This window comes from Paenibacillus xerothermodurans (genome assembly GCF_002220865.2).
GTDB lineage: Bacteria > Bacillota > Bacilli > Paenibacillales > NBRC-103111 > Paenibacillus_S > Paenibacillus_S xerothermodurans.
In genome coordinates this window covers 229,751-245,606 of the sequence record NZ_NHRJ02000001.1, presented here as the reverse complement: position 1 = coordinate 245,606, position 15,856 = coordinate 229,751, and the positions used below count along the sequence as shown (strand labels likewise).

Below are 15,856 nucleotides of genomic sequence, written 5' to 3'. Positions count from 1 at the left end.
TGAGCGCTCCTGTGTACAGCAGAGATTTATTTCGAAAAAGAAGGAAATACTAGGCAGTATGCAGAAATGATAGAAGATAAATTCGGCAAAATATGCGTGGAATTTAAAGGACCTCTACGCAATTTGTTCCTTAAGCTAATTATCAGGAGGTTTTTATGGAGAAAAGTGTACAAATGAACTTAGGAGGCCGTACGATCACGTTGGAGACAGGCAGGCTGGCTAAGCAGGCCAATGCAGCCGTGACTGTCCGCTACGGTGATACTGTCCTGCTGTGTACGGTTACCGCTTCGTCCGAGCCAAAGGATCTCGATTTCTTTCCTTTGACGGTGAACTATGAAGAGAGGCTTTACGCCGTGGGGAAAATTCCCGGAGGCTTTATCAAGCGCGAAGGACGCCCAAGCCAAAAGGCCATTTTGTCAAGCAGGCTGACTGACCGTCCTATTCGGCCTTTGTTTCCCGAGGGATTTCGGAACGACGTACAGATTGTGTCCATCGTAATGAGCGTAGATCAAGACTGTCCGCCCGAGATCGCCGCTATGATAGGGACATCCGCTGCGCTTAGCATCTCTGACGTTCCGTTTAACGGACCGGTGGGCGGTGTCATTGTAGGCCGGGTCGATGGGCAATTTGTAATTAACCCAACGCTGGATCAGGCGGATAAGAGCGATATTCATCTGGTCGTTGCAGGAACGAAAGACGCGATCATGATGGTTGAAGCGGGCGCCGACGAAGTATCGGAAGAAGTAATGCTCGAAGCGATTATGTTCGGACACGATGAAATTAAAAAGATCGTCGCCATGCAGGAGCAGCTCGTGCAAGAGGCGGGCAAACCGAAAATGGAAGTACATCTGCATACCGTGGATGAAGAGGTAAGCCGTGATGTGCGCGCATACGCTCAATCCAGACTGGTAGACGCGGTGAAAATCAGTGAGAAGCATGCCCGTCAAGAGGCCATCGATGCGATCAATGCGGAGACCGTGGAACACTTCCAAGCTCAATACGTGGAAACCCCCGAGAAAATGGGAGACGTAAAAGAGACGCTGTATGACATCGTGAAGGAAGAAGTGCGCCGATTGATCACGCATGATAAAGTAAGACCGGACGGCCGACAGTTGGATGAAATTCGTCCGATCGAGTGTGATATCGATCTTCTTCCGCGCACACATGGTTCTGGATTGTTTACTCGTGGTCAAACTCAAGCGCTCAGTGTTTGTACGTTGGGTGCGTTGGGTGATGTTCAAATATTGGACGGGCTTGATTTGGAAGAAACGAAGCGGTTCATGCACCACTATAATTTTCCTCCATTCAGTGTAGGTGAAGCGAGGCCGCTGCGTCCGCCGGGCCGTCGCGAGATCGGTCACGGAGCTCTTGGTGAACGCGCTTTGGAAGCTGTCATTCCGCCCGAGAGCGAGTTCCCGTACACGATTCGTCTTGTTTCAGAAGTGTTGGAGTCGAACGGATCTACGTCACAAGCAAGTATTTGTGCCAGCACATTGGCTATGATGGATGCCGGTGTGCCGATCAAGGCACCTGTTGCCGGTGTGGCCATGGGTCTTATCAAAGACGGAGAGCATTTTTCAATTTTGACAGATATCCAGGGAATGGAAGATCATCTGGGTGATATGGACTTCAAGGTTGCCGGCACTGCCGCAGGCGTAACAGCATTGCAGATGGATATCAAGATCGACGGCATTGATCGCACCATCTTGTCACAAGCACTAGAGCAGGCGAAAGCGGGCCGGATGCATATTCTTGACAAGATGCTGGCACGCATTCAGGAGCCGAAAGCTCAACTGTCTAAATATGCGCCTAAGATTGTTACCATGCACATTAATCCGGATAAAATCCGTGATGTCATCGGAGCAGGCGGAAAGATCATTAACAAAATCATTGAAGAAACCGGCGTAAAAATCGACATTGAGCAGGATGGCCGTGTTTACATTGCTTCCTCCAACCAAGAGATGAACGAGAAAGCTCGTTCCATTATCGAAGGCATCGTGAAGGAAGTAGTGGTTGGCGAGACCTACCTCGGCACCGTCAAAAGGGTTGAGAAGTTTGGTGCTTTTGTGGAAATTTTACCTGGCAAAGAGGGTCTGGTGCACATCTCGCAGCTTTCCACCGACCGCGTAGCTAAGGTTGAGGATGTCGTCTCTGTAGGGGATACAATCACCGTAAAAGTGACGGAAATCGACCAGCAGGGTCGGGTAAACCTATCCCGCAAAGCAGTGTTGACGAGCCAGGTTCCGGCAAAATCTTAGTTTCGCAAGTCTAAATAGTAACTAGCAACGAAGAGCCAGATGATTCTGACTCTTTTTTCGTTTGGTCTGAACTTGTCCTCCTATGCATATGTATGAGGTGTCTAATTCGTGAAGTTGAGTCTAATGAACAATAATGGTAAGATGATAAAAAGCTTCTGGTGAAGCGCGATTAAAGAAGAAACATTCGTCCTGGCGACGGATGTTTTATTATAAGTAATGCATACAGAGCTGTACCGAGGAGGATCCATTCATTGAATAAATACGTTTTGAAAAACGGGCTGCGCGTAGTCGTGGAGCGCATTCCGACCTGCCGTTCCGTATCCTTCGGGATCTGGGTCAAAACCGGTTCCCGTAATGAGCCGGCAGAGTTGAACGGTATCTCTCATTTCATCGAACATATGCTGTTTAAAGGGACAGAAAAGTATACCGCGAAAGACATTGCAGAGTTGTTCGACGGCATTGGCGGTAACGTCAATGCGTTCACGTCCAAGGAATATACATGTTACTACGCGAAAGTATTGGATGAGCATTTACCGATCGCGGTAGAAGCGTTGTCCGATATGTTCTTCCGCTCGGCGTTCGACCCCGAAGAATTGGAGAAAGAAAAGAACGTAATTTTTGAAGAAATCGCTATGTACGAGGACACACCCGATGACATGGTGCATGATTTGATCGCTAGAGCGGCGTATGAAGAGCACCCGCTTGGCTACACCATCATCGGTACCGAGCAGAACCTGTCAGCCATGAATTCCAACACACTTCGCAACTACATGAAAGAACATTACTCCGTCGACCGGACGGTGATTGCAATCGCAGGTAATGTGGATGACTCTATCATTGATTTAATGGAGAAGCACTTTGGCAGTTACCAGAATGAAGGTGTGGAACAAAACACTTCAGCGCCTTCTTTTCACGGTAACCTGCATCGCTTTGAGAAGAAAACAGAGCAGAACCACATCTGTCTATCGCTGCCCGGACTATCTATCGACGATGACCGCTTGTACGCGATGATACTGCTTAACAATGCGATCGGCGGGGGCATGAGTTCCCGTTTGTTCCAGGAAATTCGAGAAAAACGCGGCATGGCTTACTCCGTTTATTCTTATCATACGTCCTATCGGGACGCAGGCATGTTTACTATTTATACAGGCACCGCACCGAAACAAACGGCGGACGTGATGAAAGTCACAATGGAGCTGCTCGGTGAATTGAAAGCACAAGGACTGACCGCGTCGGAATTAAAAAAAGGCAAGGAGCAGATGAAAGGCAGTCTGATACTGAGCTTGGAAAGCACCAGCAGCCGAATGAACCGGCTTGGCAAAAACGAGCTCATGCTTGGCCGCCATTACAGCCTCGATGAAATCATCGAACGTATTGAAAGCGTGCAGTTACATGATATTCAAGCCTTAACGCATGAAATGCTGTCTACTCCGTTCGCTTTGTCGATGGTGGGACAAAACACCGATATCATTGACGGCTTCAGGAGGGATCAGCTTGTATAACGTACAAATCAAACGGCTGCCAGGCAACGAGGACATCCCATTACCACAGAAAATGTCGCTCTTGGCCAGCGGCTTCGATCTCTACGCAGCCGTGCACGAGCCGGTCACACTTGAGCCGGGGGAGCGCGGGCTGATTCCGACAGGCTTCGCGCTCGCGATGCCGGCGGAACTTGAAGCGCAAATTCGTCCGCGCAGCGGGTTGGCGCTCAAGCATGGCATCAGCACGCTGAACTCTCCGGGCACGGTGGATGCCGACTATCGCGGCGAAATTAAGGTGCTGCTCATTAATCATGGCTCCGAGGCGTTCACGGTAGGGCGCAATACACGAATAGCCCAAATGGTGTTCCAACTGGTTCCGCAGGTGCAGTTAATTCAAGTAGAGGAACTGGCCGATACCGCTCGCGGGTCCGGGGGCTTTGGCCACACGGGCACCAACTGAATAAAGAGTATTTCCTCGAACTCGTTGAGAACAGGAAATACTCTTTTTCATTTTCGCCTCTCCTATTCGCACTACCCGGGATGTTAGCTTTCGCTCAATCATGTCCCATTCACCCATCTTTGGGCAGGAGCATAGTATGAGTTATCTATACCGAGTTGAGAGAGGTGAGAAATAAATGCTCACAGGAGTTAAGGTGGCGTTAATCGGTGGTGACGCGCGCCAGCTGGAAGTAATTAATAAGTGCTCCGAGCTTGATGCCTCACTTGTGTTGATTGGCTTCGATAACTTACAGAACAAATTTAGCGGCATCAGTTACACGGAGTTAACCCCGGACACCCTGGAGGACATCGACGCCGTCATTCTACCAGCCGTAGGCACAGACGATCTTGGGAATGTGGAGAGTATTTTCTCGACATCCGACCTACGTCTGACAGAAGATCATGTAGGCGCTCTTCCGAAGCATGCGAAGATTTTCACAGGCATGGCAAAAAATTACCTTCGTTCCCTTTGCGCTCAGTTCGATATTGAGCTCATAGAGTTGTTTAACCGTGACGATGTCGCCATTTACAATTCCATTCCAACTGCTGAAGGTGCGGTAATGCTCGCCATTCAAAATACGGACTTTACCATTCACGGCTCATACTCGATGGTACTAGGCTTCGGCAGAACAGGCATGACATTGGCTCGAACGCTGCAAGGGCTTGGCGCTAAGGTTAGGGTTGGTGTGAACAAACCGGACTATTTTGCGCGTGCCTGGGAGATGGGTTTTGCGCCATTTTACACGCAGGATCTGCACGCTCAGGTGACGAATATTGACTTGCTTTTTAATACAATTCCGACTATGATTATCACAGCACAAATTATTGCCAATATTCCACACCGCGCAGTGATCATCGATTTGGCCTCCAGACCCGGCGGGACTGACTTTCGTTTCGCTGAAAAAAGAGGCATCAAAGCGGTGCTCGCTCCTGGACTACCCGGTATTGTTGCGCCGAAAACAGCGGGTCGCATCATCGCCGACACCTTGAGCCGAATTATACTTGAGGACTCAGGACAGAGGAGGAATGTGGAATGAATTGGCAGGGTAAAACGGTAGGCTTCGCGTTGACGGGTTCACACTGCACGTTCGAAGAGGTTATGCCTCAAATACAGCGGTTTGTCGATGCTGGCGCGAAAGTAATACCAATTGTATCTTACACTATGTTGACCACCGACACGCGCTTCGGCACTTCGGAGAATTGGCAGAAGCAATTGAAAGATATAACGGGGAATGATATCATTGCTTCTATTGTTGACGCGGAGCCGCTTGGGCCTTCCAAGCTGTTGGATGTGCTCGTGATCGCACCATGCACGGGTAACACAACCAGCAAACTGGCGAATGCGATGACCGAAAGTCCTGTACTGATGGCCGCCAAAGCGCAAATGCGCAATCACCGTCCGTTGGTGTTGGCGATCTCTACAAATGATGGTCTTGGGTTAAATGCCATGAACATAGGAAAGCTGCTGATAACTAAAAATATCTACTTTGTTCCGTTCGGTCAAGACGCTCCTTCCGCGAAGCCCAATTCTTTGGTCGCGCGCATGGATTTGATTATGGATGCCTGTGAGGCGGCATTGCAGGGCAAACAGCTGCAGCCCATGGTGATTGAACGGTTCAATTATTAAAATAGTATACAAGAGCATTTTTGACACATAGGGGAGAGACGAACAGGATGTCGAATCAAAAGCTATTCAATGTTGCCGTGGTCGGGGCAACAGGTGCCGTAGGAGAACAAATCATACGTCTGCTGGAAGAACGTAATTTCCCCATTAAAAGCTTGAAACTTCTCTCGTCGGCGCGGTCTGCCGGCAGTAAACTGCAATTCAAAGGACAGGAAGTCACTGTAGAAGCGGCTTCTCCTGATAGTTTCATAGGCGTGGATATCGCATTGTTCAGCGCAGGCGGCAGCGTGAGTTTGGAGTTGATTCCGGAGGCGATCAAACATGGTGCGGTCTGCATTGACAACACAAGCGCATACCGCATGGATCCGGACACTCCTCTGGTCGTTCCGGAAGTGAACATCGACAAAATCAACGAGCATAAAGGAGTTATCGCTAATCCGAACTGCTCAACGATTCAGATGGTAGCTGCTCTGAAGCCTCTATACGACCGCTATGGGATTTCTCGCATCATCGTGTCCACGTATCAAGCCGTGTCCGGCGCTGGTGCGCGTGCCATTGATGAGATGCTGCGCCAGTCCCGCGAGGTTTTAGCCGGCAACCCGGTACAACCGCAGATTTTGCCTGTCGGCTCTCTGCCGGTGAAGCACCAAATCGCGTTTAATGCCATACCGCAGATCGACAAGTTCGTAGAAAACGGGTTTACGTATGAAGAAATGAAAATGATTAACGAAACCAAGAAGATCATGGGCGATGATACGTTGGAAGTAACAGCCACCTGCGTGCGCATTCCGGTCGTGTATGGCCACTCAGAATCGGTGTATGTAGAACTGAAGCAGGATTTCGACGTAGAAGAAGTAAAACAATTGCTTGCTGATGCCCCTGGTATCGTTCTGCAGGATAACCCTGAAACGCAGCAATACCCGTTGGCCACGGAAGCTGCAGGAAAGTTGGACACATACGTAGGACGTGTTCGCCGTGACTTGAGTAACCCGCGCGCGCTCAATATGTGGATCGTTTCGGATAATCTGTTGAAAGGCGCCGCTTGGAATGCCGTGCAGATTGCGGAATACATCGCGATTGAGCAGAACTAAAGAACAGGCTTCCTGAATAGGGAGCCTAGCTTTGTTTTTGAAATGCCCTTAGGAGAGAACCCTCATGAAAATTCTCGTGCAGAAATTCGGAGGCACGTCTCTCTCCACTGCTGAAGCGAGAGCACACGTAATTGAACACATCAAGGATTCTTTGGCATATAACTATCAGCTAGTAGTCGTAGTATCGGCAATGGGGAGGAAAGGCGAGCCCTATGCGACAGACTCACTGCTTGAACTAATCACCAACAATGGGAATTGTCTGCCAGCCAGAGAGCTGGATATGCTTTTATGCTGCGGAGAGTTGATCTCGGCTGCGACGATGTGCAGTCTGCTGCATGCCAATGGCATCCGTTCTGCCGTACTAACGGGCGCGCAAGCTGGCATCACGACCAACGACGATTTCGGCAATGCTCAGATCATCAGCCTGCAGCCCAAGCGCGTGTTGGAATTGCTGGAGCAGGGAAACGTTGTCATCGTCGCGGGCTTTCAGGGCCAAAACCGGAATTTGGATTTTACGACACTTGGCAGAGGCGGCAGTGATACGTCCGCAACCGCGTTGGCTGCGGCTTTGAAGGCTGAGTGCGTAGATATTTTTACCGATGTGGATGGCATTTTGACCGCGGATCCGCGAATCGTACAGGAGGCCAAGAGGCTGCAGACGGTCTCTTATGTAGAGATATGCAACATGGCTCATAATGGAGCGAAGGTGATACACCCCCGGGCGGTAGAGGTGGCCATGGATGCATCCATTCCGATCAGAGTGCGTTCAACATTCAGCAAGGATCCGGGTACTCTGGTCACTCATCTGAGCGGCGGTGCCGCCGACAAAAGCACGATTCAAGAGCGTAGAGTCACAGGCATTGCCAACTTCGCCAATATCACACAGATCCAGGTGGACGCAGAGCGAGGCGTGTATGACCTGCAGTTGACGGTTTTTAAAGCCATGGCACAGCACCATATAAGCGTTGATTTTATCAATGTGAATCCCTCAGGAGTCGTATACACCGTATTTGATGGGGAAGCGGCCAAGGCGATCAGTATATTGTCTGATCTTGGATATAAACCGCAATATGCTTCCAACTGTGCCAAGGTATCGATAATTGGCGGAGGGATGAACGGCGTGCCGGGCGTTATGGCCCACATTGTCGAAGCATTAACGGAGGAAGATATACACATTTTACAGTCCGCGGACTCAAATACCACCATCTGGGTGCTGGTACAGGGAGCGGACATGGTCAAAGCCGTCCGCGCACTTCACAGAAAATTTCAGCTGCATCTGTAAATCAGCAGTACAAGTCACAACAAAACAAGTAGGAGGAGTAGGTCGTGGATTACGGACGATTAATTGCGGCGATGGTAACGCCGTTTGATTCCGAAATGAAAATCGATTGGAATCAAGCTGCTAACTTAATGGATTATTTAATTGAGGAACAATCCAATGACAGCTTGGTCATCTGCGGAACGACAGGTGAATCTCCCACGCTGACCGAGGAAGAAAAGCTTAAAATGTTTGAGTTCGCGGTGAAACATGCTAACGGACGCTGCAAAATCATCGCAGGCACTGGGAGCAACGACACTGCTCACACCGTACATCTGTCGAAGGAAGCCGAAAAATTGGGCGTGGACGGCTTGCTGTTGGTCGCACCGTACTATAATCGTCCTTCGCAAGAGGGCTTGTACCAGCATTATACGGCGGTCGCTGAAGCCGTGTCTATTCCGTGCATTATTTACAACGTACCGGGCCGTACAGGTGTAAATGTCGACGCGGATACTACCATTCGACTGTCTCAAATCGATAACATCGTCGCTACCAAAGAATGCGCCGATCTCGATCAGCTCACAGAAATTGTAGCCGGGGCGGCCGACGGCTTCCGCGTATACAGCGGCGAAGATAACATGACTCTGCCGGCACTTGCTATCGGTGCCCATGGCGTTATCAGCGTGGCAAGCCATGTTATTGGAAAAGATATGAAGACTATGATAGACTGTTACCTGCAAGGTGATGTTCGGGCTGCAGCGCAAATGCATTCGAAACTCCATCCGATTTTCAAGGGATTGTTTTTTTGCCCGCATCGGGTACCGAACCCTGCTCCGGTTAAGCATGCTTTGCGCATCAGAGGGATCGACGCCGGCGGGCTTAGATTACCGCTAATGAATGTTACCGAGGAAGAAGGACGATTCATTGAATCATTGTTTGACTGAGATGATCGGAAATCGGTGCTTTCTATTAGCATCGGTTTTCTTTTTTTGGGAACAATGAGGATGTATTCAGTGAACTTGTAATTGCAGTTTTTAATCATGTATAATGGTGATAAGTGACTGGTGCGGTTTTTGGTATTAGGTATTTGTGGTTCATACAAAAATTCGTCGTCAATTTTAAATAGGAGGTATTTTTCATTGTCTAAGAAGAATATAGATAAGCTTTCGATTTTTGCCCTGGGCGGCGTGGGCGAAATCGGAAAAAATATGTATGTAGTCCAGTATGCCAATGACATCGTTGTTATTGACTGCGGGCTCAAGTTTCCCGAAGAGGATATGCTGGGAATCGATATAGTCATTCCGGACATTACTTATTTAACGGAAAACCGGGATAAAGTGAGAGGGATCATCATCACTCACGGGCATGAGGATCATATCGGCGGCCTGCCTTACGTGCTGAAGTTTCTGAATGTTCCTGTATACGGTACCAAGCTGACTCTTGGGTTGATTGAGACCAAGCTGAAGGAAGCTAACTTATTGGGAGAGACCAAGCGCATCCTGATCTCGTCAGAGACGGAGCTGACGTTGGGATGCATGAAGGCTACGTTCTTCAAAACCAACCATAGTATTCCGGATTCTGTTGGGGTATGCTTGCAAACCCCGGAAGGCAACGTTGTCCATACAGGCGACTTCAAATTTGATCAGACTCCGGTGAATGAACAGTACGCTGATATTCACGAGATGGCAGCGATCGGCAGAAGGGGAGTTCTAGCACTGCTGTCTGACAGTACCAATGCAGAACGGCCAGGATCTACCGGTTCTGAACGCAGTGTTGGCGCGGAAATAGAGGATGTGTTCAGAAAGGCGAAACAGCGTGTTATCATTGCAACTTTTGCTTCTAACATTCATCGTATCCAGCAGGTCATCGACGCATGTGAAATAACCCGCAGAAAACTGGTAGTTGTCGGACGCAGCATGGTGAATGTAGTCACCATCGCCAGCGAATTGGGTTATTTGCGGATACCGGACGGTATGCTGATCGAACCGGAAGAAGTGAACAAGTTGGCCGCTGATCGCGTCGCCATTCTCTCGACAGGAAGCCAAGGGGAGCCAATGTCGGCTCTGACCCGTATGGCACGTTCTACACACCGCAAGGTCGATATCTTGCCGGGTGACACGGTCATCATAGCGGCGACACCAATCCCAGGTAATGAGCGCTATGTGGGTAGAACGGTCGACGAATTGATGAGAATTGGTGCGAATGTCATATACGGGCCTGGTTCGATCACAGGGGTGCACGTGTCTGGCCACGGAAGTCAAGAAGAGCTGAAGTTGATGTTGAATTTGATGAAACCGAAGTATTTTATCCCGATTCACGGGGAGTACCGGATGCTGCGTCAACATGGATTGCTTGCTGAATCCGTTGGTATCGCCAAAGAAGATATCTTTATTGTCGACAACGGCGAAACCGTAGAAATTCAAGACGGCGTAGCACGCAAAGGTTCCAAAGTTACTGCGGGTAACATATTAATTGACGGCTTGGGCGTAGGCGATGTAGGGAACATTGTTCTGCGGGACCGCAAGCTTCTATCTCAGGATGGTATTCTGGTTGTAGTGGTGACGCTTAGCAAACAAGACGGTGCGATTCTATCCGGGCCTGATATTATTTCCAGAGGTTTCGTCTATGTGAGAGAATCTGAAGGCCTATTGGATGAAGCAAACAGGATTGTGAGCAGCACGCTGAACCGCTTAATGAACGAGAACGTAAACGAGTGGGCCTCGTTAAAAACCCACGTGAAAGACGCACTTGGACGATTTTTATATGAACAAACCAGAAGAAGACCTATGATCCTTCCGATCATCATGGAAGTTTGATCATAAACCACCAGTCAAACTCACTTGTAACATTGATAAAATAGCTTGTAGTTTCTATCATTACCACAAGCAACGAACCGTCTGTGCCGACAGAAATTCTCTGTCTGGCGTAGGCGGTTTTTTGCATATATTTGCAATGGTGAACCATACTAGGAGGGATAATCAATAGGACGAAGGGGGAAGTAACGATGACTGATTTCACACAGCAGCAGCCAGGAACGCAACAGCCAACCAATCAACAGCCAGGCCCACAACCGGGGGCGCCCCAGCCAGGAGCACCCCATCCAGGTGTACAGAATCCGGGCGGTCCGCTGCCGGGCGTCGGACCAGAAGCGGCAGGACGGAGCCCAGTGGTTGATGCCATCCAGACCTTGGGTATCACAAATGCGCCTGCAACAGAAAGCAACATATTTTGTATGACTATCATCGGTCAGGTCGAAGGCCATATGGTGCTTCCGCCGCAAAATAAAACGACCAAATATGAGCATACAATTCCGCAGTTGGTGGCAGCGGAGCAGAACCCGCACGTAGAAGGGGTGCTTGTGATCTTGAATACGGTGGGAGGCGACGTGGAGGCAGGTCTGGCGATAGCGGAAATGCTCGCAACGATGTCAAAACCCACGGTAACACTGGTGCTGGGTGGAGGGCATTCTATTGGTGTACCGATAGCGGTGGCTTCGAATTATTCCATTATCGCTGAAACTGCCACGATGACCATTCACCCGATCCGGCTGAACGGGCTTGTGATAGGTGTGCCACAAACCTTTGAATATTTGGACAAGATGCAGGAACGTGTGATCCGCTTTATTGTCCGGCATTCCCAAGTCAGCGAAGAGAAGCTCAAGGAGCTGATGTTTAAGACTGGTGAGCTGACAAGAGACGTTGGGACCACTGTGATCGGGGCTGACGCAGTGAAATACGGCTTAATTAACATGGTTGGCGGCGTGGCAGACGCGCTCAGAGAGCTGAATCGGCAAATCGGAGAGCGCAGGATGATGAACGGTCGGGCGGTGATGCAATGATTCACACCGTTTTGCCGTTGGATGTTGTGTTGGATGGCATGGATCAGATGGCAGCTACGAGCGTCGAGGTTGTGATAAATGGTGTCACTATGGAAGTTCAGCCAATCAACGCCAGACAAGCGACCATAGTTAGACTTCTTAGCTGTAATCCGCAAGATTTCCTGAACCCCGCGCACAGCCCAGGCACAATTATTCAGTTTCAACCTGTGATTTGAGCGGCCTAGGCTGATTTTTCCACCAATATTAAGCTTGCCCCCAAAGTATGGTATAATTTGTTCTTGGGGGTGAGCCGTTTGGCGAGGGCAAGCAAGAAAGCCAAAACTATGAAAACAAATTTAAAATATGAGTTGTATGGAATCATTATATTGACGTTATCGGTCATAGCTTTGTCCCGGGAAGGCAAGGTGGCTCGGGCGCTGACCTATTTATTCCGATTTCTGATCGGTTATTACGATTTCATCATACCGCTGGTGTTTATTTATGTAGGGTTGTACGTTATGGTCAAACGACAATGGCCTGTTTGGAGAACCTCCCGTAAAGCGGGCCTCCTGTTGATGGTGTTATCGTTGTTAATTATGAGTCATATGGGCTTATTCGAGAAGCTCTTTCCTAAAGGCAACTTCACCGCCGGAATTATTTTAAGCCAGTCTTGGGGCAGCATGGTGGAAGGGCTGCAGTCCACGGACAAAGGGCGATCTATTTTAGTAAATGAAGTGGGCGGCGGCATGCTGGGCGCGACAATGTACGCTTTATTGTACTTTTTGTTCGCCAATATCGGTGCAAAGCTCATTCAGTATATGTTGTTTATAGCTGGCTTTCTGCTCCTGACGGGTATCTCCATTGGGGACATTTTGCAAAAAATGCAGGGGCGCAAGTCGTTTTCCCAATCGATGCTAGGTCAATACATACAGCGGAAGATGTCGGCACGCAGAAAAAGAAGCACATCCGGTTCAACGCAAAGGAAGTCGGCGGAGACACCATACGTATCTACTGACAGCGAATTCGATGACGAGACGCTGCAGCCTGAGCCAGAGCGCACCAAAAAAGGTGATAAAAAGCGGTCTGTATTTGTTGAGTTGCTTCAACCGAAGCAGCGAAAGCAGTCACAGCCGGAAGCGGACGAGCAGGCTGGAGGCTCTGCGCACGCCGGCTTCCCCCAGGCACACGAGCGGACTGCTCACCACAGTGAAGACCAGAATGACCCGCTCATTCCCGTGATCCGGGATTTCCAAGAGCATGTGCAATTGGAAACGACGCAGAGTGCACGCACCTCAGAGTCGGCAGCAAAAAGCGGTTCCTCATCATCCGTACAGTCTGAGCCGCAAAATACGGCGGTGGATGAATTCAATATCAGTGATCAGCCGGTCAACATACCGTACGAGATGCCATCATTGAATTTGTTGTCCAAACCTAACAAATCTAAAGGTGCCGATTCGCTCGACTACAAAGCGGTAGCTAGAAAGCTGGAAGCCACTCTCGAAAGCTTTGGCGTCAAAGCCAAAGTGTTGGAGGTCGTAAGGGGGCCGTCGGTCACTAGATACGAGATTCAACCGGATGTTGGGGTTAAAGTTAGCCGCATCGTCAGCCTCACAGATGACATCGCTCTAGCTCTAGCGGCTAAGGATATTCGGATGGAAGCACCGATTCCTGGTAAATCCGCTATTGGAATTGAAGTGCCTAACACCGAGGTCGCCATTGTCACCATGCGCGAAGTGATGGAAAGCACCGCTTTTCAGGAGTCGAGCTCCAGGCTGTCTATCACGCTAGGTCGTGACATCTCGGGTCAGCCGATCATTGGGAATCTGGCGCGGATGCCGCACTTACTTGTCGCTGGAGCTACGGGCTCCGGTAAATCTGTGTGCATAAATGGCATCATTACTAGCGTGTTGTATAAAGCCAAGCCGGATGAAGTTAAATTTCTTATGATCGATCCCAAAATGGTGGAGTTGAACGTATATAATGGCATACCGCATCTGCTTGCTCCGGTCGTGACCGATCCGCGGCGTGCGTCGTTGGCGCTGAAAAAAATCGTGCTTGAGATGGAAAAGAGATATGAGCTCTTTTCCAAGAGCGGGACAAGAAACATGGAGGGTTACAATGCGATGCTGCTGGAAACTCAGTCCGGACCGCCGCTGCCTTACATTGTCGTCATCGTCGATGAGTTGGCAGATTTGATGATGGTGGCGGCCAACGACGTGGAGGACGCGATATGCAGGCTGGCACAAATGGCCCGGGCCGCAGGCATCCATTTGATCATCGCCACACAGCGGCCTTCTGTGGACGTTATCACGGGGGTTATCAAGGCGAACATCCCTTCCAGAATTGCGTTCGGTGTTTCCTCCCAGGTCGATTCCCGTACCATCCTCGATATGGCTGGGGCGGAGAAACTGCTGGGACGTGGAGACATGCTGTACCTGCCTATGGGTGCGTCCAAACCGGTGCGCGTACAGGGCGCATTTCTCTCCGACAACGAAGTCGAGTCGGTGGTGAATTACGTGCGTACGCAGGGTGAGGCCAAGTATGTTGAAGACATGGTGCCTCAAATTGAGGAGCAGTCTGACACCCAGGAGCAATTTGAAGATGAATTGTACGATCAGGCGGTGCAAATTATTCTCGAAGCCAAGCAAGCGTCGGTGTCCTTATTACAGCGGCGCATGCGGGTAGGCTACACGAGGGCGGCCCGGTTGATCGATACGATGGAAGCAAAAGGTATCGTTGGCCCATACGAGGGCAGTAAACCGCGCGAGGTACTGGTATCGATGGAACAATATCAAGCGCGAATGAGCTCGTAGAAAATTACGGGTTTTTCAATCACGAGCATGCCGGCTTCCGGCATGCTCTTTTCGCAGTTGTCGGTCCGGACCTATTGTATCCAGATTTGTATGAATAGAAGCGTTCTGCCTTTCTCATAATAACTTTAAAAAGGTTGCCAAAATGGATGTGGGAAAGGTGCGTAGAGATAAATGAACAAACGTTTAGTGTATGTTACGTTGTGCTTGGTGCTTGTCCTATTTTCCTGTTATGAGATCAAACATTACTTTGGCTCAGAGCAAACATTCACCGAAGCTGACCTCCAATATGGAGCGACAGGTAGAGATGTGTATGAGTTGCAAGGGCGTCTCAAATTTTTGGGCTTCTATCATGGGGATGTGGACGGCGATTTCGGGTATAACACATTAAGATCCGTGAAATGGTTTCAATCCGAATTCGGTCTGGACGTGGACGGCATCGCGGGAGATCGCACCAAGCTGAGATTGTGGGAAGCTACAAAAAATTATCGTCCGACCGCCGCTGAACCGGCGCAAGGTGGAGCTGCGGGCGGTGGTGGAGGAGGAGCGCCAGCTGCCGGGAATATGGCGCCTTCCAGCCAGCGTGGATTATCCGCGCAGGACTTGCGGATTATGGCCAACGCGGTGTATGGAGAGGCTCGGGGTGAGCCATACATCGGTCAAGTAGCGGTAGCGGCGGTTATTTTAAACCGGGTGAATTCTCCGGCTTTTCCGAACACGCCGTCGGGTGTTATATTCCAGCCCGGCGCATTCACCGCAGTCGCCGACGGCCAAATTTGGCTGGAGCCTAATGCGACAGCGGAGAGAGCGGTGCAGGATGCACTGAATGGTTGGGACCCATCGGGCGGATGCATATACTATTTCAACCCGGTAACCGCCACGTCGGAGTGGATCTGGTCCAGACCACAGGTGAAACAAATAGGAAGGCACATTTTCTGCAGATAACGTTTCTTGGAAGTAACCCTTGCGGTTGCTTCTTCTGTTTCTCAAGGAATATAATGGTACTTGAAGAGAGAAAG

Annotated in this window: 13 protein-coding genes; all 13 read left to right on the top strand. The window is 49.9% G+C overall.

Annotated elements, in window-relative coordinates:
- Window positions 1-155 precede the first annotated feature (155 nt).
- The 13 genes from pnp (at window position 156) to sleB (ending at window position 15,782) form a co-directional block, all read left to right on the top strand.
- Window positions 156-2,258, top strand: a complete 2,103-nt coding sequence (gene pnp / locus CBW46_RS01075) for a polyribonucleotide nucleotidyltransferase (RefSeq protein WP_089198176.1) — start codon at window positions 156-158, stop codon at window positions 2,256-2,258.
- Between the two features lie 251 nt (window positions 2,259-2,509).
- Window positions 2,510-3,760 (top strand): M16 family metallopeptidase, encoded by a 1,251-nt coding sequence (locus CBW46_RS01070; RefSeq protein ID WP_089198175.1) that lies wholly within the window; start codon window positions 2,510-2,512, stop codon window positions 3,758-3,760.
- Complete coding sequence (gene dut / locus CBW46_RS01065; protein WP_279386447.1) at window positions 3,753-4,199, top strand: dUTP diphosphatase; 447 nt, start codon at window positions 3,753-3,755, stop codon at window positions 4,197-4,199. The genes CBW46_RS01070 and dut overlap by 8 nt, the downstream gene beginning before the upstream one ends.
- A gap of 175 nt (window positions 4,200-4,374) precedes the next feature.
- Window positions 4,375-5,274, top strand: coding sequence for a dipicolinate synthase subunit DpsA (gene dpsA, locus CBW46_RS01060; protein ID WP_089198173.1), 900 nt, complete (start codon window positions 4,375-4,377; stop codon window positions 5,272-5,274).
- The gene (locus CBW46_RS01055; protein WP_089198172.1) at window positions 5,271-5,864 is read left to right on the top strand and encodes a dipicolinate synthase subunit B; all 594 of its coding nucleotides are present in this window, start codon (window positions 5,271-5,273) and stop codon (window positions 5,862-5,864) included. The genes dpsA and CBW46_RS01055 overlap by 4 nt, the downstream gene beginning before the upstream one ends.
- Before the next feature lie 47 nt (window positions 5,865-5,911).
- Window positions 5,912-6,952 carry an aspartate-semialdehyde dehydrogenase gene (locus CBW46_RS01050; RefSeq protein WP_089198171.1) on the top strand — a complete coding sequence of 347 codons (1,041 nt, stop codon included), beginning with the start codon at window positions 5,912-5,914 and terminating at the stop codon, window positions 6,950-6,952.
- Between the two features lie 64 nt (window positions 6,953-7,016).
- A complete protein-coding gene (dapG, locus tag CBW46_RS01045; RefSeq protein WP_089198170.1) occupies window positions 7,017-8,234 on the top strand; it encodes an aspartate kinase in 1,218 nt (405 codons plus the stop codon).
- A 44-nt stretch (window positions 8,235-8,278) separates the two neighbouring features.
- Entirely contained in the window at window positions 8,279-9,154 is an 876-nt protein-coding gene (gene dapA, locus CBW46_RS01040) for a 4-hydroxy-tetrahydrodipicolinate synthase (protein WP_089198169.1), read from the top strand.
- 195 nt (window positions 9,155-9,349) lie between these two features.
- Window positions 9,350-11,026: a ribonuclease J gene (locus CBW46_RS01035; RefSeq protein ID WP_089198168.1), complete on the top strand. Its 1,677-nt coding sequence runs from the start codon at window positions 9,350-9,352 to the stop codon at window positions 11,024-11,026.
- A gap of 188 nt (window positions 11,027-11,214) precedes the next feature.
- Window positions 11,215-12,048 carry a ClpP family protease gene (locus CBW46_RS01030; protein WP_089198167.1) on the top strand — a complete coding sequence of 278 codons (834 nt, stop codon included), beginning with the start codon at window positions 11,215-11,217 and terminating at the stop codon, window positions 12,046-12,048.
- A complete protein-coding gene (locus tag CBW46_RS01025; protein WP_089198166.1) occupies window positions 12,045-12,263 on the top strand; it encodes a YlzJ-like family protein in 219 nt (72 codons plus the stop codon). Before CBW46_RS01030 ends, CBW46_RS01025 begins: the two co-directional genes overlap by 4 nt.
- 78 nt (window positions 12,264-12,341) lie before the next feature.
- Entirely contained in the window at window positions 12,342-14,840 is a 2,499-nt protein-coding gene (locus CBW46_RS01020) for an FtsK/SpoIIIE family DNA translocase (RefSeq protein ID WP_089198165.1), read from the top strand.
- A gap of 171 nt (window positions 14,841-15,011) precedes the next feature.
- On the top strand, window positions 15,012-15,782 hold the full coding sequence (gene sleB / locus CBW46_RS01015) for a spore cortex-lytic enzyme (RefSeq protein WP_089198164.1): 771 nt from the start codon (window positions 15,012-15,014) through the stop codon (window positions 15,780-15,782).
- The last annotated feature ends 74 nt before the right edge of the window (window positions 15,783-15,856 follow it).